Source organism: Mycolicibacterium iranicum, from assembly GCF_002101705.1.
In the GTDB taxonomy this organism is placed as follows: Bacteria; Actinomycetota; Actinomycetes; order Mycobacteriales; family Mycobacteriaceae; genus Mycobacterium; species Mycobacterium iranicum.
Genome location: NZ_LQPC01000020.1, coordinates 144,346 through 165,084 on the forward strand (window position 1 = coordinate 144,346; position 20,739 = coordinate 165,084).

22 protein-coding genes are annotated in these 20,739 nt (G+C 66.6%); 13 read left to right on the plus strand and 9 right to left on the minus strand.

Going from position 1 to position 20,739, the window contains the following annotated elements; all coding sequences use genetic code 11:
• Positions 1–6 precede the first annotated feature (6 nt).
• The gene (gene rfbB / locus AWC12_RS05745) at positions 7–1,014 is read left to right on the plus strand and encodes a dTDP-glucose 4,6-dehydratase (RefSeq protein ID WP_024446241.1); all 1,008 of its coding nucleotides are present in this window, start codon (positions 7–9) and stop codon (positions 1,012–1,014) included.
• The gene (locus AWC12_RS05750) at positions 1,011–1,631 is read left to right on the plus strand and encodes a dTDP-4-dehydrorhamnose 3,5-epimerase family protein (protein ID WP_085172900.1); all 621 of its coding nucleotides are present in this window, start codon (positions 1,011–1,013) and stop codon (positions 1,629–1,631) included. Before rfbB ends, AWC12_RS05750 begins: the two co-directional genes overlap by 4 nt.
• Here AWC12_RS05750 and AWC12_RS05755 read toward each other — a convergent pair.
• Positions 1,618–2,292 (minus strand): hypothetical protein, encoded by a 675-nt coding sequence (locus tag AWC12_RS05755; RefSeq protein ID WP_085172902.1) that lies wholly within the window; start codon positions 2,290–2,292, stop codon positions 1,618–1,620. The two genes, AWC12_RS05750 and AWC12_RS05755, sit on opposite strands and share 14 nt — an antisense overlap.
• A gap of 218 nt (positions 2,293–2,510) precedes the next feature.
• Here AWC12_RS05755 and AWC12_RS05760 point away from each other — a divergent pair, with 218 nt between their 5' ends.
• From AWC12_RS05760 to mmsB, 3 genes are read left to right on the plus strand one after another with little or no spacing between them, the layout of a single operon-like run.
• On the plus strand, positions 2,511–4,031 hold the full coding sequence (locus tag AWC12_RS05760; protein WP_085172904.1) for a CoA-acylating methylmalonate-semialdehyde dehydrogenase: 1,521 nt from the start codon (positions 2,511–2,513) through the stop codon (positions 4,029–4,031).
• Positions 4,032–4,035: 4 nt separating this feature from the next.
• On the plus strand, positions 4,036–5,220 hold the full coding sequence (locus tag AWC12_RS05765; RefSeq protein WP_085172905.1) for an acyl-CoA dehydrogenase family protein: 1,185 nt from the start codon (positions 4,036–4,038) through the stop codon (positions 5,218–5,220).
• A 14-nt stretch (positions 5,221–5,234) separates the two neighbouring features.
• Positions 5,235–6,107: a 3-hydroxyisobutyrate dehydrogenase gene (gene mmsB, locus AWC12_RS05770; protein ID WP_234813840.1), complete on the plus strand. Its 873-nt coding sequence runs from the start codon at positions 5,235–5,237 to the stop codon at positions 6,105–6,107.
• Positions 6,108–6,128: 21 nt separating this feature from the next.
• Here the strand turns inward: mmsB and AWC12_RS05775 are convergent, their stop codons facing one another.
• Both AWC12_RS05775 and AWC12_RS05780 read right to left on the minus strand, forming a co-directional pair.
• Positions 6,129–6,746: a TetR/AcrR family transcriptional regulator gene (locus AWC12_RS05775; protein WP_085172909.1), complete on the minus strand. Its 618-nt coding sequence runs from the start codon at positions 6,744–6,746 to the stop codon at positions 6,129–6,131.
• A gap of 36 nt (positions 6,747–6,782) precedes the next feature.
• Positions 6,783–7,553 carry an HAD family hydrolase gene (locus AWC12_RS05780; RefSeq protein WP_085173120.1) on the minus strand — a complete coding sequence of 257 codons (771 nt, stop codon included), beginning with the start codon at positions 7,551–7,553 and terminating at the stop codon, positions 6,783–6,785.
• A gap of 68 nt (positions 7,554–7,621) precedes the next feature.
• Here AWC12_RS05780 and AWC12_RS05785 point away from each other — a divergent pair, with 68 nt between their 5' ends.
• Both AWC12_RS05785 and AWC12_RS05790 read left to right on the plus strand, forming a co-directional pair.
• Positions 7,622–8,254 (plus strand): response regulator, encoded by a 633-nt coding sequence (locus AWC12_RS05785; RefSeq protein ID WP_024446234.1) that lies wholly within the window; start codon positions 7,622–7,624, stop codon positions 8,252–8,254.
• Positions 8,251–9,459, plus strand: coding sequence for a GAF domain-containing sensor histidine kinase (locus AWC12_RS05790; RefSeq protein ID WP_024446233.1), 1,209 nt, complete (start codon positions 8,251–8,253; stop codon positions 9,457–9,459). Before AWC12_RS05785 ends, AWC12_RS05790 begins: the two co-directional genes overlap by 4 nt.
• A 13-nt stretch (positions 9,460–9,472) precedes the next feature.
• Here the strand turns inward: AWC12_RS05790 and AWC12_RS05795 are convergent, their stop codons facing one another.
• From AWC12_RS05795 to secY, 6 genes are all read right to left on the minus strand, one after another.
• Complete coding sequence (locus tag AWC12_RS05795; RefSeq protein WP_024446232.1) at positions 9,473–9,970, minus strand: MarR family transcriptional regulator; 498 nt, start codon at positions 9,968–9,970, stop codon at positions 9,473–9,475.
• A gap of 32 nt (positions 9,971–10,002) precedes the next feature.
• Entirely contained in the window at positions 10,003–10,719 is a 717-nt protein-coding gene (locus AWC12_RS05800) for an anti-sigma factor family protein (protein WP_085172910.1), read from the minus strand.
• On the minus strand, positions 10,716–11,207 hold the full coding sequence (locus AWC12_RS05805; protein ID WP_272937875.1) for a sigma-70 family RNA polymerase sigma factor: 492 nt from the start codon (positions 11,205–11,207) through the stop codon (positions 10,716–10,718). Before AWC12_RS05805 ends, AWC12_RS05800 begins: the two co-directional genes overlap by 4 nt.
• Positions 11,208–11,285: 78 nt before the next feature.
• Positions 11,286–12,086: a type I methionyl aminopeptidase gene (gene map / locus AWC12_RS05810; RefSeq protein WP_085172913.1), complete on the minus strand. Its 801-nt coding sequence runs from the start codon at positions 12,084–12,086 to the stop codon at positions 11,286–11,288.
• On the minus strand, positions 12,087–12,632 hold the full coding sequence (locus tag AWC12_RS05815) for an adenylate kinase (protein WP_024446228.1): 546 nt from the start codon (positions 12,630–12,632) through the stop codon (positions 12,087–12,089).
• Positions 12,633–12,648: 16 nt separating this feature from the next.
• Positions 12,649–13,986, minus strand: a complete 1,338-nt coding sequence (secY, locus tag AWC12_RS05820) for a preprotein translocase subunit SecY (RefSeq protein WP_024446227.1) — start codon at positions 13,984–13,986, stop codon at positions 12,649–12,651.
• A 251-nt stretch (positions 13,987–14,237) separates the two neighbouring features.
• Here secY and AWC12_RS05825 point away from each other — a divergent pair, with 251 nt between their 5' ends.
• The 6 genes from AWC12_RS05825 to AWC12_RS05850 all read left to right on the plus strand — a co-directional run bounded on the left by AWC12_RS05825 (position 14,238) and on the right by AWC12_RS05850 (position 20,714).
• Positions 14,238–15,164, plus strand: a complete 927-nt coding sequence (locus AWC12_RS05825) for a class I SAM-dependent methyltransferase (RefSeq protein WP_085172915.1) — start codon at positions 14,238–14,240, stop codon at positions 15,162–15,164.
• A 28-nt stretch (positions 15,165–15,192) separates the two neighbouring features.
• Complete coding sequence (locus AWC12_RS05830; protein ID WP_085172917.1) at positions 15,193–16,131, plus strand: SAM-dependent methyltransferase; 939 nt, start codon at positions 15,193–15,195, stop codon at positions 16,129–16,131.
• On the plus strand, positions 16,118–17,017 hold the full coding sequence (locus AWC12_RS05835; RefSeq protein WP_085172918.1) for a class I SAM-dependent methyltransferase: 900 nt from the start codon (positions 16,118–16,120) through the stop codon (positions 17,015–17,017). The genes AWC12_RS05830 and AWC12_RS05835 overlap by 14 nt, the downstream gene beginning before the upstream one ends.
• Positions 17,018–17,021: 4 nt before the next feature.
• Entirely contained in the window at positions 17,022–17,939 is a 918-nt protein-coding gene (locus AWC12_RS05840; protein WP_085172920.1) for a class I SAM-dependent methyltransferase, read from the plus strand.
• A 121-nt stretch (positions 17,940–18,060) separates the two neighbouring features.
• Positions 18,061–19,665 carry an SLC13 family permease gene (locus AWC12_RS05845; RefSeq protein ID WP_085173122.1) on the plus strand — a complete coding sequence of 535 codons (1,605 nt, stop codon included), beginning with the start codon at positions 18,061–18,063 and terminating at the stop codon, positions 19,663–19,665.
• On the plus strand, positions 19,662–20,714 hold the full coding sequence (locus tag AWC12_RS05850; protein WP_085172922.1) for a tartrate dehydrogenase: 1,053 nt from the start codon (positions 19,662–19,664) through the stop codon (positions 20,712–20,714). Before AWC12_RS05845 ends, AWC12_RS05850 begins: the two co-directional genes overlap by 4 nt.
• Positions 20,715–20,739: the final 25 nt, after the last annotated feature.

The following is a 20,739-nucleotide window of genomic DNA, read 5'->3' on the forward strand; positions in this document are numbered from 1 at the left end:
ATCCTCATGCGGTTGCTGGTCACCGGCGGTGCCGGCTTCATCGGGGCCAACTTCGTCCGGAACGCGGTGCGTGAGCGTCCCGATGCGCACGTGACGGTGCTGGATTCGCTGACCTATGCGGGTAGCCGGGAGGCGCTCGCCGATGTGGATTCCGAGATCCGGCTCATTCAAGGCGACGTCACCGACGGTGCCGTCGTCGGAAAACTCGTCGCCGAATCCGATGCGGTCGTGCACTTTGCCGCCGAGACGCACGTCGACAATGCACTGGCCGATCCCGAGCCGTTCGTCCGCTCGAACGTGCTGGGAACGTTCACGCTCCTGGAAGCCGTGCGACACGCTTCAGAATCGAAACCCATTCGCTTGCACCATGTATCGACCGATGAGGTATACGGCGACCTTCCGCTCGACAGTCCCGGGCGGTTCACCGAGTCGACGCCGTACAACCCCTCGAGTCCGTATTCGTCGACGAAGGCGGCCGCCGACATGCTGGTGCGCGCGTGGGTGCGGTCCTTTCAGGTGGCAGCCACGCTGTCGAACTGCTCCAACAACTACGGCCCGTACCAGCACATCGAGAAGTTCATCCCTCGCCAGATCACGAACATCCTCACGGGAAGGCGGCCCAAGCTGTACGGCTCCGGCGCGAACGTGCGCGACTGGATCCACGTCGAGGACCACAACAGCGCGGTGTGGCGGATCCTGACCCACGGCACGATCGGCCGCACCTACCTGATCGGCGCTGACGGCGAACGGGACAATCTTTCGGTGATGCAGACGATCCTGCGACTGATGGACCGCTCCCCCGACGACTTCGATCATGTCGCCGACCGGGCAGGCCACGATCTGCGGTACGCCATCGATGCCACCCCGCTGCGCGACGAGCTGGGCTGGCAGCCCGAACACACCGACTTCGAAGCCGGGCTGCGCAACACGATTGCCTGGTACCGGGACAACGAATCCTGGTGGGGGCCACTGAAAGACGCAGTGGAAGCCACCTATGAGGAGAGGCGCCAGTGAGGTCGCGTGAGCTCGCCGTCGCAGGCGCCTGGGAGATCACCCCTGTGGTGCACACGGATTCGCGGGGTGCTTTCTTCGAATGGTTCACCGACGACTCGTTCGTCTCGGTGGCCGGGCACCGACTGGATCTTCGGCAGGCCAATTGCTCGGTGTCGAAAGCGGGCGTGCTGCGCGGCGTGCATTTCGCCCAGCTGCCGCCGAGTCAGGCCAAATATGTGACGTGCGTGCGCGGTTCGGTTCTCGACGTCGTCGTCGACATCCGGGTGGGCTCACCGACGTTCGGCACCTGGGATGCCGTCACGCTCGACGACAGCACGCATCGGGCGGTGTATCTCTCCGAAGGCCTCGGGCACGCGTTCCTCGCGCTGCGCGACGATTCGACGGTCGCCTACCTGTGCTCGGCCGCCTACGATCCGACGCGCGAACACACCATCGACCCGCTGGACCCGGCGCTCGGCATCGACTGGCCGTCGTGGCTTCCGGGACGCGAGCTGATCCTGTCCGACCGCGACCGCGACGCCCCCACTCTGGACGAAGCGCGTGCGCGCGGACTGCTTCCGACATGGGAGCAGACGCAGGCGTTCATCGACGTATTGCGTCGCGTTAGGACTCTCTGACGCCTCCACGCGACCAAACGATCCGCCTGCCCCATTCGCGGGCAATCAACGCCTTATCCCGGAGCCAGACTTCGAACAGGCGCCCTCGTGTCTGGGGCGGGACGCGCCTGCCGAGTCCTTCCGCTCGCGTGTAACGACATGGGTTGCAGCAACCGCACGGCTTACCTCGCAACGGAGAGTGGCAGAACCATGTCAGTTCCATCACCCGTAAGAAGCCGCCGTCACGAGCAGCGTCCCCCATTTCCAGCTTGGTGGTCTCGAACAACGGAAACCGGAAGCGGCGGAACATTTCGAGCGCCGGATCGACTGGGCCCGCCACCAGGCGATACGAGCCGTCGATGTTGTCGACTGCAGCGGCTAGGACTTTATGGGCACGGTCATCTCGGTGAATGCTCAACTCCAACACGAGCCGGCGGCTCTCGGCCAGCCGTGCCAACCATTCGTATTGACCACCGAGAAACTGCTTGCCTAGCAATGCCCGAAACTGTTCTGTGATTTCGGGGATTTGTGGGATTTCGTCCACAGTGACGATCTGCGCCGGCAATAACCGCCTCGTCGCGGTGGGATCGAGGTCTGCGAGGGCGCGCCGAATCACATCCTGGGTCTCAAGTTCGATCGTTGCGGAGCGCCGATATGGGTCGACGACGTACCACGGCCTCACTATGTCATCGGAGTGGAAAGCAGGTCAGCGACTCGAAATGTTGAATCCCAACCCGCTGTCCATAGCACGTCGACCGCAGACACCTTGGCAGCCTAGCCTCATCCCATCGCGCAGGAACAGCGCGGCTCTTCGGCGGTTCGCTTAACCTTGCGAAGCACTCAAGCCCATTACTAGGGTATCCAAGTATCTCTACTCAGTAGCTCTTGGAAGGCCGGCTCATGTCCACACGGATCCCCCACTTCATCGACGGCAAGCGCAGCGAGCTGGCGTCCACCCGCACGGCCGATGTGCTGAATCCGAGCACCGGCGAGGTACAGGCCGAGGTCTTGCTCGCGTCGGCAGCCGACGTCGACACCGCGGTCGCCTCCGCCGTCGAAGCGCAGAAGGAGTGGGCCGCCTGGAACCCGCAGCGCCGCGCCCGCGTGATGATGAAGTTCATCGACCTTGTCAACCAGCACGTGGAGGAATTGGCGGAACTGCTCAGTGTGGAACACGGCAAGACCATCGCCGACTCCAAGGGCGACATCCAGCGCGGCGTCGAGGTCATCGAGTTCGCGATCGGCATCCCACACCTGCTCAAGGGCGAGTTCACCGAGGGCGCCGGTGGAGGCATCGACGTGTACTCGATCCGCCAGCCGCTGGGCGTGGTCGCCGGCATCACGCCGTTCAACTTCCCCGCCATGATCCCGCTGTGGAAGGCAGGCCCGGCGCTGGCATGCGGAAACGCGTTCATCCTCAAGCCTTCCGAGCGCGACCCGTCGGTTCCCTTGCGTCTGGCAGAGCTGTTCCTGGAGGCCGGTCTGCCCGCGGGCGTCTTCCAGGTGGTCCAGGGCGACAAGGAAGCCGTCGACGCAATCCTCACCCACCCCGACATCCAGGCTGTCGGCTTCGTCGGCAGCTCGGACATCGCGCAGTACATCTACTCCACGGCCGCGGCCCACGGGAAGCGCTCGCAGTGCTTCGGCGGTGCCAAGAACCACATGATCGTGATGCCCGACGCCGACCTCGACCAGGCCGTCGACGCCCTCATCGGGGCGGGCTACGGCAGCGCGGGCGAACGCTGCATGGCCATCAGCGTCGCGGTTCCCGTCGGCAAGGAGACTGCCGACCGCCTGCGTAATCGCTTGGTGGAGAGGGTCAATCAGCTCCGCGTCGGCCACAGCCTCGACCCGAAGGCCGACTACGGCCCGCTCGTGACCGGTGCCGCGCTGGAGCGCGTCAAGAGCTACATCGCGCAGGGCGTCGAGGCCGGTGCAGACCTCGTGGTCGATGGCCGCGAACGAACCACCGACGAATTGGCCTTCGACGACCAGGACTTGTCGAAGGGGTTCTTCATCGGACCCACGCTCTTCGACAACGTCACCACCGACATGTCGATCTACACCGACGAGATCTTCGGGCCGGTGCTGTGCATCGTGCGCGCCGCCGACTATGAAGAGGCATTGAGCCTTCCGAGCAAGCACGAATACGGCAACGGCGTCGCGATCTTCACCCGCGACGGTGACGCCGCCCGAGATTTCGTGTCCCGTGTGCAGGTCGGCATGGTGGGCGTCAACGTGCCGATCCCGGTTCCGGTGGCCTACCACACCTTCGGCGGCTGGAAGCGCTCCGGCTTCGGCGATCTCAACCAGCACGGGCCCGCGTCGATCCAGTTCTACACCAAGGTCAAGACCGTTACCGAGCGGTGGCCGTCGGGCATCAAGGATGGCGCGGAGTTCGTCATTCCCACCATGAAGTAGCACTGTGGACTACTTCGGATTGGACGACGACGAGCGGGTCATCGCCGAGACGGCGGCGGCGTTCGCCGAAAAGCGTTTGGCACCAAACGCTCTGGAGTGGGACGCCACCCACCACTTCCCCACCGACGTGCTCCGTGAGGCAGCCGAACTCGGGATGGCGGCCGTCTACTGTCGCGACGACGTCGGCGGCAGCGAGTTGCGCCGCCTCGACGCGGTACGCATCTTCGAGAAGCTGGCGACCGCCGACCCGACGGTGGCGGCGTTCCTGTCGATCCACAATATGTGCGCGTGGATGGTCGATACGTTCGGCACCGACGAGCAACGCAAGGCGTGGGTGCCGAGGCTGGCGTCGATGGACACCATCGCGAGCTACTGCCTGACCGAACCGGGCGCGGGGTCCGACGCAGCCGCGTTGCGCACCAAGGCGGTGCGATCCGGCGACGAGTGGGTGCTCGACGGTGTCAAGCAGTTCATCTCGGGCGCCGGCCAATCCGATGTCTACATCGTGATGGCCCGCACGGGCAGCGAAGGTCCGAAGGGGATTTCGGCGTTCGTCGTCCCCAAGGACACACCGGGGCTGAGCTTCGGCACCAACGAGGAGAAGATGGGCTGGAACGCCCAGCCCACGGCGCAGGTCATCTTCGAGGGCGCGCGACTGCCTGCCGATGCGCTGCTCGGCGGTGAGGAGGGCACCGGGTTCGGGATCGCGATGAAAGGCCTCAACGGGGGTCGCATCAACATCGCGGCGTGCTCGCTGGGCGGCGCCCAGGCCGCCTACGACAAGGCGGTGGCGTACCTGGCCGACCGGCAGGCGTTCGGCGGTTCACTGCTCGACGAGCCGACGATCCGGTTCACCCTGGCCGACATGGCCACCGCCCTGCAAACCTCGCGTGCGCTGTTGTGGCGTGCCGCAACGGCTCTCGACAACGACCACCCCGACCGCGTCGAACTGTGCGCGATGGCCAAGCGTTACGTCACCGACTCGTGCTTCGAGGTCGCCGACCAGGCGCTGCAGCTGCACGGTGGCTACGGATACCTGCGCGAGTACGGCCTGGAGAAGATCGTGCGCGATCTCCGCGTGCACCGAATCCTTGAGGGCACCAACGAAATCATGCGCGTGGTGATCGGCCGTTCGGCCGCGGGCCGAGCCCGCAGCAAGACCGATGCCGCCAAAGCACGCGCATCCTGACTGAGGAGATGTCAATGACGACGATCGCGTTCCTGGGGCTGGGAAACATGGGTGGTCCGATGGCTGCCAACCTGGTGGCGGCCGGTCATACGGTGAACGGGTTCGACCCGGTGCCCGCCCTGAAGGAAGCCGCACAAGCCCACGGCGCCACCGTGTTCGACAGCGGTGCCGCCGCCGCGGCTGAGGCCGATGTCGTCATCACGTCGCTGCCCAACGGCGGGATCGTCAAGGCCGCCTACGCCGAGATCCTGCCCGTCGCCAAGGACGGCGCCCTGCTGATCGACACGTCGACGATCTCCGTCGACGACGCCCGCGACATCCACGCCCAGGCCGCCGAGCGCGGCCTCGCCCAGCTCGACGCTCCTGTCTCCGGCGGCATCAAAGGCGCCGCCGCGGGCACGCTGGCGTTCATGGTGGGCGGTGAGGACGATGCGTTCGAGCGCGCCAAGCCGGTGCTGGAGCCCATGGCGGGCAAGATCATTCACTGCGGAGCCTCAGGTGCGGGGCAGGCCGCCAAGCTGTGCAACAACATGGTGCTGGCCGTGCAGCAGATCGCCATCGGTGAAGCGTTCGTGCTCGCCGAGAAGCTCGGGCTACCCGCGCAGTCACTCTTCGACGTCATCACCGGCGCGACGGGCAACTGCTGGGCGGTACACACCAATTGCCCGGTGCCAGGCCCAGTTCCGACGTCGCCCGCCAACAACGACTTCAAGCCGGGCTTCGCGACAGCCCTGATGAACAAGGACCTCGGCCTGGCGATGGACGCGGTGAACTCGACCGGGTCCAACGCGCCGCTGGGCACCCACGCCGCCGAGATCTACCGCGCATTCAACGAAGAGCATGCCGACAAGGACTTCAGCGCGGTCATCGAGGCGCTGCGCCGCTGACAGACGTCGCCGAATCTGAGCTTATGTACCGGATTTCGGCCGACCTTCGTGCATATCCTCAGATTCGGCATCGGCCGGGGGCGAGATCGACCCGAACAACACCTGGACGATCACCGGGCGGGCGAAGCGAATCAGTTCGTCATGGCTGAGATTCGCGACCGCCGGGTTGGCCATCACGTAACGCGTTGTGGCCAAACCGATCACGAATGCGCCCAGCATTCCTGCCCGTTGCGCCGGATGGTCCGGCGTGACGGCGGCCACCGCGGGCGCCACCTGGGTGGCGAATACCCGACGCATGGTTTCGGCAGCTGATTCACTGGTCATCGCCGCGCGCAGCAGTGCAAGAAATGTAGTGTCCTTTTCCCACACTGCGAAGAAGCGCGACAGAAGGACGTCGGCCACGTCGCCTTCGTCGACCTCGGTCAGGTCGGGTAGCTCGAGCGTGAACTCGGCGGCCTCGGCGAACAGGTTCTGCTTGTTGCCGAAGTATCGGATGATCAGCGCCGGATCGACGCCGACGTCGGACGCGACGCCGCGCAGAGTGGTCGCCTGGTAGCCCTCGGACCCGAACCGCCGCCGGGCGGCATCGAGGATGTCGGCGCGAGTCTGAAGCGCGTTGCGCGATCGACCCGGGCTCATTCGGGCAAGGATAGGCGCTTGCCGCCCGATCGGAGCTCAGGCTGCAGTCGGTCTCCGATGCGTCTCGTGCCAGGAGTCGTACGCGCGCTGACAGTCGGCCACGCGCAGCGGCACACCGCCGGCGCCGTCGCCTTCGACGAGAACCGACGCCAACCCGGTGGCGGTGGCGGTGCGCTGACTTGCCGGCGACCCCGCGAACGCGAGCGAGTCGTGGGCCGGGGCTCCGAGCTCGGCCAACGCCGCCGCATACAGCTCGCCGCGGGGCGCATCGTCGACGGTCAGCACCGCGCCGGCGATCCCCTCCCCGATCAGCTGCCGCACCAGCGGCTCCACCCACGCGCGGTTGCCCGTACTGACGATGCCGATGCCGACACCTGCCCCGTACGCCTCGGTGATCAGGTCCAGCATCCCGGGACGCACCGCGATGTCGGCGTCGAGGATCGTCTCGTCGAGGATCATCGCCTTCGTCATGCAGATCTCGTCGACGAGCAGCTCGGCGAGCACATCGCACTCGGTGCTCACTCCACGCTTACGCAGTTCGGCGGCTACCCGCCGGCGTTCGTCGGTGAGCGCCTGCAGCTGTCGGTACCGGGCGACCGACCATTCGATGTCCAGGCCGAGGGACGCGAAGGCGGCGTTGAACGCGGGCCGGTGACCTGCGCTCTCGACGTCGGCTAGCGCGTCGAGGTCGAAGATCACCGCGCTGAGCTTTTTCAACGGCTGCGGCGGTGTCGGCTCGGTTTGGGCGGACTGCCAGTCCCACCAGAAGCGACCGGCACGCCATGCTTTCTGCTGTGAGGGCTGCACGAGATAATGGTGGCCCACGTCACACCCCGCGCGCCTCCCCCATGTGGGGGATTCCTTACAGTGGGGCCATGGCAGGCCGCGAACCGGTGCGAATTGTGCTGGTCGACGACCATGAGATGGTCATCGAAGGTCTCAAGGCGATGCTCGCCGCGTTCGGCAGCCGGGTCACCGTCGTCGGCCAGGCGGTCGGTGCGGAACGGGTGATGAGCGTCGTGGCCGACCTCGAGCCCGACATCGTGCTGTGCGACGTGCGCATGCAGGGATCGAGCGGGCTGGACGTGTGCCAGCAGCTTCGCTCCCGCGACCCCGGCCGCAAGGTGGTCATGCTGTCGGTCTACGACGACGAGCAATACCTTTTCCAGGCCCTGCGGGTGGGGGCATCCGGGTATCTGCTCAAGAGCATCAGCAGCGAGGAGCTGGTCCGGCAGCTGGAGCTGGTGCACGCCGGCCAGACCGCGATCGATCCGACGATGGCCGGCCGCGTCGTGGAATGGCCAGGCGCCCGGCAGGGGCTCACCCAGCGCGAGAGCGAGATTTTGGAACTGGTGGTCAACGGACTGTCCAACCGGGCGATCGCGGCGAAGCTGGTGATCGGCGATGAGACGGTGAAGACGCACCTCAGCTCGATCTATCGCAAGCTGGCCGTCAGCGACCGGACCGGCGCGGTGGCGACCGCGCTGCGCGAAGGGATCTTCCAGTGACGCGGCCGCTGCTGACCGCCGACCGCGAACTGGCGCTGCTGCGCGAGCTCATCCAGGCCGCCTCGAGCGGACCGGGCGTCGAACCGCTCGCGGCCGCGGCCGCGAGGATGATCACCGCGGCCACCGACAGCGACGTCTGCTTCGTGCACGTCCTCGACGACACGGAAAGGTCGCTGACGCTGGCCGGGGCGACCCCGCCCTTCGACTCGGAAGTGGGAAAGATCAGACTTCCTCTGGGACAGGGCATTTCGGGGTGGGTGGCCAGCCACCGGGAGCCGGTGGTGATCAGGAAGGACAAGGAATCCGATCCGCGCTACCTGCCGTTCCGCTCGCTGCGCGGCCGGGATTTCACCTCGATGGTGTCAGTTCCGATGGAGACCGACCCCGGCGGACTCGTCGGCGTCCTCAACGTCCACACCGTTGCCGAGCGCGACTTCGGCGACCGCGATGTCGAGCTGCTGTTGGTGATCGGCAGGCTGATTGCCGGCGCCATGCACCAGGCGCGGCTGCACCGCCAGCTGGTGGCTCGCGAACGCGCCCACGAGAACTTCGTCGAGCAGGTCATCGAGGCCCAGGAATTGGAGCGCCGCAGGCTCGCGGGCGACATTCACGACGGCATCTCGCAGCGGCTCGTCACGCTCTCCTACCGCCTCGACGCGGCCGCGCAGGCCGCGAAGTCCCCCGACGACCGCGCCGCGCTGACCGAACAGCTCGACCGCGCACGGGAACTCGCTGACCTGACGCTGCAGGAGGCGCGCGCCGCGATCAGCGGGCTACGACCCCCCGTGCTGGACGACCTGGGGCTCTCCGGCGGGCTGGCCAGTTTGGCCCGGTCGATCCCACAGATCACCATCGAGGTCACGCTGGCCGAGGATCGGGTGCCCGACCACATCGAGCTGGCTCTGTACCGCATCGCGCAGGAATGCCTGCAGAATGTCGTCAAACACGCCCGTGCCGACCATGCCCGGCTCACGTTCGCCGTGGACAGGACCGACAACGGAGAGGTCGCCCGGTTGGAGATCGTCGACGACGGCGTCGGATTCGACACGCTGGAACGCCCGCTGGGCGGCGACGAGATGGGTGGCTACGGGCTGCTGTCGATGGCCGAGCGCGCCGAGATCGTCGGGGGCAGGCTCCACATCCGCTCGCGCCCCGGCAACGGCACCGCGGTGACGGCGACGATCCCGCTGCCCCCGAACCGGTGACGAGCACCGACAGTCAGAAATCGCCTGCGCTGCGGCGCAGCGTCTCGATCGAGGCCGCCAGCGTGCGGGATTGTTCGTCGGAGATGCCGATGTCGCCGAAGACGTCCTTGTTCAGCGTCACCGTCGCATCTTCGACGGTCGAGCGACCGAGGTCGGTGATCTGGACCAGCGTCGTGCGTCCGTCGGTCGGGTGCGGAAGCCGTTCGACCAGGCCGTCGGACTCCAACCGCCGGATCGCGTGCGTGACGCTGGTGACGTGCACCTGCAATCGGTCGGAGGCTTTCGTGATGGGCAGCGCCCCCGTGCGGCTGAATGCCAGCAAGCGCAGCAGCTCATAGCGCGAAAAGCTCAGGTCGTAGGGCCGCAACGCGTTCTCGACGCGGGCCAGCAGGATCTGGTGGGCGCGCATCACCGAGGTCACCGCGACCATGCCGTCGGCGACATCGCCCCACCCTGAGCGCTCCCAGTTGTCGCGGGCGATGGCGATCGGGTCCCGCCGTTCGGATGGCACGCATGTCTTTCTACCGCAACGGCTCGCCCGGGTCACACCTGCTTCTCGAGCAGTACCGAGCCGTCGGAGGCCGAAACCAGTTGCACGGCAGCGATTTCGTTCCTGTCCATCGGGGTGCTTCCGCTCGGCAGTGCCGTCGCACCGGACACGCCGAGCCAGGTGGCGATCTGGTGTCGGCTGCCGTCCTGACCGATGACCACCATGCCGAGATCCTGCGGCTTGGCGCCGTGGGGGCTCTGCCCCCAATCGCCGTACGAGCACTCCATGTCGATGCGGGTGCCCCAGCCGTAGCTGGTCAGCGCGACGCTCGCGTTGATCGGGGTCTCGGAGACCTTGCTCATCCCGAGCATCTGCGCGGTGCTCTGTTGTGTTGGCGCCGTGTGCAATCCGAAGATCTCGGGCCGCACGGCGACCATCAGTGCGACGGCCGCGAGCACCGCTGCCACCCCGACAGCCGTCATCGTCGCCCAGCGCGCCCGGCGCCTGCGCACACCGACGCGGTCGATCACCGAGGTGAGCACCTCGGGTCGCAACGGCGGATCGGGATCTTCGTCGTCGAGTGCCCGCACCTCGCCGAGGTCGAGCAGCGACAGCAGGCCGGGCATGCCGCCGAGTTCTCCGACGGCGGAACGGCATCGAGCACACTCGGCGAGATGCGATTCGTACTCGCGGCGATCTTCGCCGGACAGCGCACCCAACACGTAGGCGGCGTCCCACGTCAGGTAGGTGTCGTGGTCTTGCGGAATCATCGAGTCACCCCCATCTCCTGAAGGCCGAGCCGCAGCGCGCGGACGGCGTAGTGCAGCCGAGACTTCACGGTTCCTTCCGGGATCTGCAGATCGGCTGCGATCTGTCCCGTCGTCCAGCCCTGGTAGTAGGCGCGGCGAATCACCGCGCGGTGCTCGTCGGACAGTTGACGCAACGCCGTGCCCAGCAATATCCGGTCCAGCGCCGTGTCGACGTCGTCATTGGACGCCACGTCGGCGACAAGCTCGGGCTCGGGCACCCCGGTCTCGTGCCGGAAGCGGGCACTTCGACGTTCGTCGATGATCATGTTGCGCGCCACGGTGAACAACCACGCCCTGGCGGACCGGTCCAGGTCGGCGGTGACGTCGGGGTGTCGCCACGCACGCAGCAGCGTCTCCTGAACCACGTCCTCGGCACGCGCCCGGTCCCCGGTAAGTCGCAGCGCATAGCGCCACAGCGCGGCGGCGTGCTCGTTGTAGAGCGCCCGCATGACCGCGGCTTCGGGGTCGTCCCGGTGGTTCACTTGCGCCATCCTCCGCCAGTGACACGACGGTGACGGGCTTTCGGTTCAGCGCGCGGTCAGGATGCGGGGCCCGTCGTCGGTGACCGCGACGGTGTGCTCCCAGTGCGCGGCGCGTGAACCGTCGGTGGTGACGACCGTCCAGTTGTCGTCGAGTACCGCGGTTTTGCGGGTGCCGAGGGTGAGCATGGGCTCGATGGCGAGCACCGAACCGACGGCCAGGTACGGACCGCGGCCGGGTGAGCCCTCGTTCGGCAGGAACGGGTCCATGTGCATCTCGCGACCGATACCGTGCCCGCCGTAGCCGGCGACGATGCCGAATTTGCGGCCGTAGCGCGCCTCGGCGGCCTTGGTGCCCTGCTCGATGGCGTGCGAGACATCGGTCAGTCGGTTCCCGGGAACCATGGCGGCGATGCCGGCCTCCATCGAATCGCGAGTCGCGGCGGACAGCATCTCGTCGGCAGGGATCAGCTCGCCGACGCCGAAGGTGAACGCCGAGTCGCCGTGCCAGCCGTCCAGGATCGCACCGCAGTCGATCGACACCAGATCGCCGGCGGCGAGCTTCTCCGCGTCGCTCGGGATGCCGTGCACGACACGGTCGTTGACCGACGAACAGATGGTCCCGGGGAATCCGTGGTAGCCGAGGAACGACGGCGTGCCACCCCCGTCGCGGATCACCGACTCGGCGACTGCGTCGAGCTCCAGCGTCGACACGCCCGGTCGGGCCGCCGCCTGCACGGCTTTGAGTGCGGCGGCGACGAGCGCGCCGGCGGCAGCCATCGCGTCCAGTTCACCGGCGGTGCGCTGCGGAACGACCTTGCGGCTGCGCAGTCCGGGCAGAGAGACCATCTAGCGGCCGAGCGCCTTGAGCGCGCGGGTGAACACCTCGTCGAGTTCACCGACGGCGTCGACCGTCTTGAGGTCGTCGGAGTAGAAGTCGAGCAGCGGCGCGGTCTCGTCGCGGTAGACCTTGAACCGGTTACGGATGACGTCCTCGGTGTCGTCGGCGCGGCCGCGGCCCTGTAGTCGGGAGACGAGCTCCTCCTCGGGCACCCGGAACTCGAGCACCGCGTCGAGGGCCAATCCGCGCTTCTGGAGCATCTGCGCCAGCGCTTCGGCCTGCTCGACCGACCGCGGGAAGCCATCGAGGATGAAGCCCTCTTTGGCGTCGTCGTCATTGAGCCTGTCATCGACCAGCGCGTTGGTGAGCGTGGCCGGCACCAGATCGCCGGCGTCCAGGTACTTCTTCGCCTCCACACCGAGCTCGGTGTTGTTGCTGATGTTGTACCGGAACAGATCGCCGGTGGAGATCTGCGGGATGCCGAGCTTGTCGGCCAGCTTCTGCGCCTGGGTTCCCTTGCCCGCACCCGGCGGGCCCAACAACACGATTCTCAACGTAGGAAACCCTCTCTCACTTCAAAAAGCCCTCGTAGTTGCGCTGCATCAGCTGGCTTTCGATTTGCTTCACGGTGTCCAGGCCGACACCGACGGCGATGAGGACCGCGGTACCGCCGAACGGCAGGTTCTGCACAGAGCCGGTGTTGCCGATCTCGAGGAAGAGGTTCGGCAGAACGGCGATCACGCCCAGATAGATCGAGCCTGGCAGGGTGATCCTCGACAGGACGAAGTTCAGGTAATCGGCGGTCGGCTTGCCCGGGCGGATACCGGGGATGAAACCGCCGTACTTCTTCATCTCGTCGGCACGTTCTTCGGGGTTGAACGTGATGGAGACGTAGAAGTAGGTGAAGAAGATGATCAGGCCGAAGTAGATCGCGATGTAGACCGGGCTACTGGGATCGGTCAGGTACTCGGCGACGAACGTCTGCCACCATCCGGTGCTCGGGGTGGAGCTACCGCTGGTGATCAGCTGGGTGATCAGGTGCGGGATGTAGATCAGCGACGACGCGAAGATGACCGGGATGACGCCGGCCTGGTTGACCTTCAGCGGCAGGTAGGTCGACGTGCCGCCGTACATCTTGCGGCCCACCATGCGCTTGGCGTACTGCACCGGGATACGGCGCTGACCCTGCTCCACGAAGACGACGCCGATGACGATGACCAGGGCCGCCACGCAGACCAGCGTGAAGACCATGCCGCCGCGGCTGTCCAGGATGTTCTTGCCCTCGCCGGGGATCGCCGAGGCGATGCTGGCGAAGATGATCAGCGACATGCCGTTGCCGACACCGCGCTCGGTGACGAGCTCGCCCATCCACATGACCAGCGCGGCACCGGCGGTCATGACGATGACGATGACCGCCAGCGTCCAGATGTTGAGGCCTTCGCTCTGCCCCTGGATGATGTCGAGCGAGCAGCCCTGCAGCAGGCCGCCGTTGGCGGCCAGCGCGACGATGCTGGTGGCCTGCAGGATGGCCAGCGCGATCGCCAGGTAGCGCGTGTACTGCGTGAGCTTGGTCTGCCCTGCTTGTCCTTCTTTGCGGAGCTGCTCGAAGCGAGGGATGACCACGCCGAGCAGCTGCACGATGATGCTGGCGGTGATGTAGGGCATGATGCCCACCGCGAACACCGAGAGCTGGAGCAGCGCGCCACCGGAGAAGAGGTTGATCAGCGAGTAGATCTGACCCGACTCACCGCCGCTGACCTGGGCGATGCACTGCTGCACGTTGGGGTAGTTGACACCCGGGGACGGGATGGAGGCACCGACCCGGTAAAGGATCACGATGCCCAGCGTGAACAGGATCTTCCGTCTGAGATCGACTGTCCGCAGGGACGAGATGAAGGCCGAGAGCACTCTTTCCTCCTGCACGGCCGGGGTGTCGATCGCGGCGTGCTTGTGTAGCTGGCGTCACCAGCGTCGTGGTCAAGTCGTGTGCGCGACGGCATGAGCAGGAGAAATAGCCTGCCCAAGTCGCGCGTTCAAACAGTCTACGAGACTAACAGTTGCATGTTGGTTGGCCCGAATCCGAAGGTCTCAGACGGCACTCAGATTCGGCGCGTACCGTGGCGGCGGTTGTTAATTCATCTAATTAAAAAGGACACGAGATGCCCCGCACCGCAGACGATACCTGGGACCTCGCCTCCAGCGTGGGGGCCACCGCGACGATGGTCGCCGCCGCCCGCGCCGTGGCCACCAGGGCCGAGCAACCCGTGATCAACGACCCGTTCGCCGAGCCGCTCGTAAGAGCCGTCGGCGTGGACTTCTTCACCCGCCTGGCCAGTGGCGAGCTGACCCCGGCCGATCTGGACACCGGAAACTCCGGTGAGTCGCCGGTTGGCATGAGCCGCTTCGCCGACGGCATGGCCGCGCGCACCCGGTTCTTCGACGACTTCTTCGCCGCGGCTGTCGAGTCCGGTGTCCGTCAGGCCGTCATCCTCGCCTCCGGCCTCGACGCCCGCGGCTACCGCCTCACCTGGCCCGACGACATGACGCTGTTCGAGATCGACCAGCCGGAGGTCATCGAGTTCAAGGCCACCACTCTCGCCGGGCTCGGAGCCCGGCCGTCGACCGAGTTGAAGACGGTTCCCGTCGACCTTCGCAACGACTGGCCTGCTGCGCTGGCAGAGGCCGGCTTCGACGCGACCGCTCCGACGGCCTGGATCGCCGAGGGGCTGCTCGGCTACCTGCCGCCGGATGCGCAGGACCGTTTGCTGGACACCATCGGTGAGCTCAGCGCGCCCGGGAGCCGGCTTGCCGTCGAGTCCGTGCCCTCCCACCACGAGGCCGACCAGCAGGAAATGCGCGAGAAGATGCAAGCGTCGACCGACACCTGGCGCAGCCACGGCTTCGATCTCGACTTCTCCGAGCTGGTGTTCCTCGGTGACCGCAACGACGTCGTCGAGTATCTGCGCGAGCGGGGCTGGACGGTGGAGGGCACCCCCACCAACGATCTCCTGGTGCGCTACGGACTCCAGCCTCTGGACAACGACGAAGGCTTCGCCGACGTCGTCTACGTCAGCGCGGCCAAGTAGGTCGGGCCCCGGTTTCGAGGAGGCACGGATGGCACGCACCGAGGGCGACACCTGGGACCTGGCCTCCAGTGTGGGCGCGACAGCGACGATGGTCGCTGCTGCCCGTGCCGTCGCCAGCCGGGAAGCCGACCCGCTGATCGACGATCCGTATGCCGCGCCGCTGGTGCGTGCGGTCGGGATCGACTTCTTCACCAAGGTCGTGGACGGGGAGATCGACTTCTCCTCCGGCGACGAGTCCGGGACCGCGGAGCTGATGACGGATGTGATGGCGGTCCGCACGCGGTTCTTCGACGATTTCTTCGCCGACGCCATGGCCGCCGGCATCAGGCAGGCCGTCATCCTCGCCTCGGGACTGGATTCCCGCGCGTACCGACTGGACTGGCCGGCGGGCACCACGGTCTTCGAGATCGACCAGCCCGCCGTCATCGAATTCAAGACGGCGACGCTGGCTGCCCTCGGCGCAGCCCCGTCGGCGCGGCTGCACACCGTCGCAGCGGACTTGCGGGACGACTGGGCGGCCGCGTTGCGCGGCGCCGGCTTCGACCCGACGGCGCCGACTGCGTGGATCGCCGAAGGCTTGCTCGTCTACCTGCCCCCGGATGCGCAGGACCGGCTGTTCGACGAGATCACCCGGCTCAGCGCTACGGGAAGCCGGCTGGCCACCGAATTCCATCCCGATGCGGGAGCGAGCATCGGTCAGCGCAGCCGCGCTCTGCGCGCGCAGTGGGAGAGCCAGGGGTTCGAAGCCGACATCCCGGATGTGGCGAGCCTGTTCCATACCGGCGAGCGCACACCTGCGGCCGACTACCTCGGCGCACTGGGGTGGCAAGTCAGCGGCCGGTCGCGGCCCGAGGTCTTCGCACACTACGGCCGCGAGTTCTCTGTCACCGAAAGCCTTGCCGCGCTCCGCGATTCGAGAGCGCTGACGGCAGTACTACGCGAAAGGAACGCAGATGGCGCGCACTGAGGGCGACACCTGGGACCTGGCTTCCAGCGTCGGTGCGACCGCCACGTCGGTGGCCGCCACCCGGGCACTGGCCAGCCGCGGCCCCGACCCGCTGATCGACGACCCCTACGCCGCAGCCCTCGTCGAGGCCGTCGGCCTACCGCACTTCATCAAGGTGGCCAACGGCGAACTCGGCGACGAGGCCGATCCCCTGTTCGGAGCCCAGCAGATGCGCGAACACATCGCCGTGCGCACCCGGTTCTTCGACGACTTCTTCACCGCCGCAGGACATCAGGGAATCCGGCAGGCGGTGATCCTTGCGTCGGGCCTCGACACCCGCGCTTACCGGCTGCCGTGGGCCGACGGCTCCGTGGTGTTCGAGATCGACCAGCCGGCGGTGATCGACTTCAAGACGAGGGTGCTTGCCGAGGCCGGGGCCACACCCGCGGCCGGCCGCGCAACGGTGGGCATCGATCTGCGCGACAACTGGCCGAAGGCATTGCGCGAGAACGGTTTCGACCCGTCTCAGCCGACGGCGTGGATCGCCGAAGGGCTGCTGATCTACCTGCCGCCGGACGCGCAGGACCGACTGCTTGACAACATCACGTCGCTGAGCGCGCCGGGAAGCCTGCTGGCGACCGAGCACATGGATGCCAAAGCCCTGACCGGCGACTGGGCCAAGGAGCTCAGCGACCGCGGTCGCCGCTACGGCAGCGACATCGATCTGACCGAGCTGTTCTACAGCGGACCGAGGACGTCGGCGAGTGACCACCTTCGCGGGCAGGGCTGGCAGGTCACCGTGCTAACCAATGCAGAGGCCTACGCCGCCAACGGTTTCGAACCACCCAACGATCAGCTGGCCGTGATGGTCGGGGACTCCGGGTATCTGTCAGCGCGGTTAGGATAGCCGGGTGGCGCGCACGGACGACGATTCCTGGGACCCGGCCTCCAGTGTGGGTGCGACGGCGACGTTGGTGGCCGCAGGCCGTGCGGTGGCCAGCGCAAGTCCCGACCCCCTGATCGACGATCCTTACGCCGATCCGCTGGTGCGGGCCGTCGGCCTGGACTTCTTCATTAAGCTGCTCGACGGCGAGATCGATCTGTCCCAGTTCCCCGACAGCTCCGCGGAGCGGGCGCAGGCGATGATCGACGGAATGGCGGTGCGCACCAAGTTCTTTGACGACTGCTGTTTCGCGGCGACGGCGGCAGGCATCGCACAGGTGGTGATTCTGGCGTCCGGGCTGGATGCACGGGCCTATCGACTGGCGTGGCCCCCGGGAACCGTGGTCTACGAGCTGGATCAGCCCCAGGTCATCGAGTTCAAGACCCGCACGCTGCGCGATATCGGCGCCGAGCCGACGGCAACCCACCGGCCGGTTCCGATCGACCTGCGCGACGACTGGCCGACGGCCCTGCGGGAGGCCGGGTTCTCCCCCGCCCAACCCACCGCGTGGCTGGCCGAAGGCTTACTGATCTACCTTCCGCCCGAGGCCCAGGACAGGTTGTTCGACCAGATCACCGAGCTGTCGGCGCTGGGAAGCACCATCGCGACCGAATATGCGCCGGGCATCGTCGATTTCGACGCCGACAAGGCGAGCGCGATGTCGGAACCGCTGCGCGAGCACGGTTTCGACATCGACATGGCCTCGCTCGTGTACGCCGGGGCGCGCAGCCACGTGATGGACTATCTCAGCAGTAAGGGCTGGCAGGTCAGCGGCGCAGCCCGCGATGAGCTGTTCACGCGCTATGGCCGTCCGAAACCCGTGCTGTCGGAGGACACCGACCCGCTCGGGGAGATCGTCTACGTCAGCGCGACCTTGGCTGACTAGCCGGTATCCGGAAGAAATTCACGGCCGCGGATTAAGTTCTGCGAGCGCAGGGCACTCCCGTCCCGCAGGGGTCGAGTGACGCGCGCCACACTGGCGGCGTCCCCTGGGTCAGGAGATGCCGATGACCGCGGACAATCCGGTGAAGCGCACCGACGTCGACAAGTCACTGCTGGGCGGCGGGACCTATCGCAGCCTGGGCGAGCAGCAACTGAGCCCGGCCGAAGAGCGATTCGAGAAGGGGCGCCGGACCGTCGGTCTCTTCTTGGCGCCTGTCGTTGCCATCGTGTTCCTTCTCCTTCCGCTCGACATCCCGCCACAACAGCAGACCCTGGCCGGCGTGCTGCTCGGCGTCATCGTGTTGTGGGTCACCGAGCCCGTACCGATACCGATCGGGGGATTGCTCGGCGTCGCCGTCATCGTCTTCCTGGGCGTCGCCCCGGCCGACGACGTCCTCGGCCCCTTCGGATCGTCGACGGTCTTCACGTTCATCGGCGCCTTCATCCTGGCTCAGGCGATGCTCAAGCATGGGCTGGCGCGGCGTTTCGCATTCCGTATCCTCGCGCTACCCCGTGCCGGCCAATCGACAACAGGGGTCATCATCGCCTTCGGCGCCATCACGGCGCTGCTGTCGGCGTTCGTCTCCAACACCGCCACCGTCGCCATGCTGTTGCCGACAGCGCTCGGCATCCTCGGGGTGATCGCAAAGTTGCTGCAGAAGCAGGGCAAGGTGGAAGAAGATTTCGATCCGCTGCGGTTGAGGGTCGGCGCCGCCCTCATGCTGATGCTCGCCTACTCGGCCAGCGTCGGCGGCCTACTCACCCCCGTCGGGAGCCCGCCGAACCTGATCGGACGTGGCCTGATCGAGGAGGCCACCGGCGAGCGAATCAGCTTCGGACAGTGGATGGTTCTGGCCGCGCCGATCTGCCTCCTGATGTTCTGCGTTTTGGCGTTCCTGCTCATCAAGCTCAACAAGCCGGAGCTCAAGAAGATCGAAGGCGTGTCGGAGTACGTTGCCGAACAGCGCGCCGAGATGGGCGGGCTGTCACGTGCGGAGAAGAACACGCTGCTCGCGTTCGGTGTCACCGTGTCGCTGTGGATCCTGCCAGGAATCCTTGCGCTGGTCTTCGGCAACGAATCCGACATCTACACCGCGGTGAGCGACCGACTGGACGAGGGGACCGTCGCCGTATTCGGGGCGTCCCTGCTGTTCCTGCTGCCGACGGACTGGCCCCAGCGTGAGTTCACGCTGCGATGGAAAGACGCCGCCGCCATCGACTGGGGAACTGTGGTCTTGTTCGGTACCGGCATCATCTTCGGTTCTCTACTGGCGGACACAGGATTGGCCGAGACCATCGGCACCTCGGTGGCAGAAGCTTTGGGACTCACCAGCGTCGTGGCAATCACCATCTTCGCCGTGCTGCTGGCGATCGTCGTGTCCGAGACGACGAGCAACACGGCCTCGGCTGCGGTCGTCGTACCGATCATCATCCCGATTGCCGTCGCCGCCGGCGTCAACCCGTTCGTGCCCGCACTCGCCGCGACATTTGCCGCATCGTTCGGCTTCATGCTGCCGGTCTCGACCCCGCAGAACGCAATCGTCTACGGGTCGGGCGCAGTGCCCATCACGACGATGATCCGCTCGGGCATCTCGTTCGACATCGCCGGCGCGATCCTGATCGTCATCTGCCTGCCCCTGTTGATCGCGCTGCTGGGCCTGGGCGCATGAGCGCGCAACGTATCGCCGTCATCCCGGGCGACGGCATCGGCGTCGACGTGATCGAGTCCGCCCGAGCCGTCCTCGACGCGGTGTGCGCGAAACACCGAATCGAACTGGAGTACCGAGAATTCGACTGGTCGTGTCAGCGATACGAACGCGAGGGCGCGATGATGCCCGCCGACGGACTCGACATGCTCCGTGAGTTCGACGCGATTCTTTTGGGCGCGGTCGGATGGCCGGGAGTACCGGACCACGTGTCGCTGTGGGGTCTCCTCATCCCGATCCGCCGGACCTTCCGGCAGTACGTTAATCTGCGGCCCATCAGGGTGTTTCGCGGCGTCCAGAGCCCCCTTCGCGGTGCCGAGGACGTCGACTTCGTAGTCGTGCGGGAAAACATCGAAGGCGAGTACAGCGAGATCGGCGGACGCCTCAACCGGGGATTCCCCGAAGAGATGGCGGTCCAAGAATCCGTATTCACGCGCGCCGGTGTGTCGCGGATCGCTGACTACGCCTTCGAACTCGCACAGACCCGACGCGGCTACGTGACGTCGGCGACGAAGTCGAACGGCATCGTGCACACCCTGCCGTTCTGGGACGAAGTCGTCGCCGAACGTTCCGCGCGGTACCCCGATGTCCGGATCGACAGTGAACACATCGACGCCCTGGCGGCGAAGTTTGTTCTCCAGCCCTCCCGATTCGACGTGGTGGTGGCGTCCAATCTGTTCGGCGACATCCTCTCCGACCTCGCCGCTGCAGTGGCCGGGTCCATCGGGATCGCGCCCTCGGCGAACCTTGATCCGACAAAGCAATACCCGTCGATGTTCGAGCCTGTCCACGGTTCGGCACCGGACATCGCAGGCCGCGGCATCGCCAACCCCGTCGGCGCGGTCTGGTCGGCAGCCATGATGCTTTCCCACCTCGGCCACCACGCGGCGGCCGACGATGTCCTGGCTGCGATGACAGCCAGCCTCGCCGACTCCAGCACGCGTACCGCCGATCTCGGCGGCACCGCATCCACAGCCCAGGTAACCGCCGCGCTGGTTGCCGCGCTCGCCTGACCACGGCGACGGCGCGGTTTCGTCA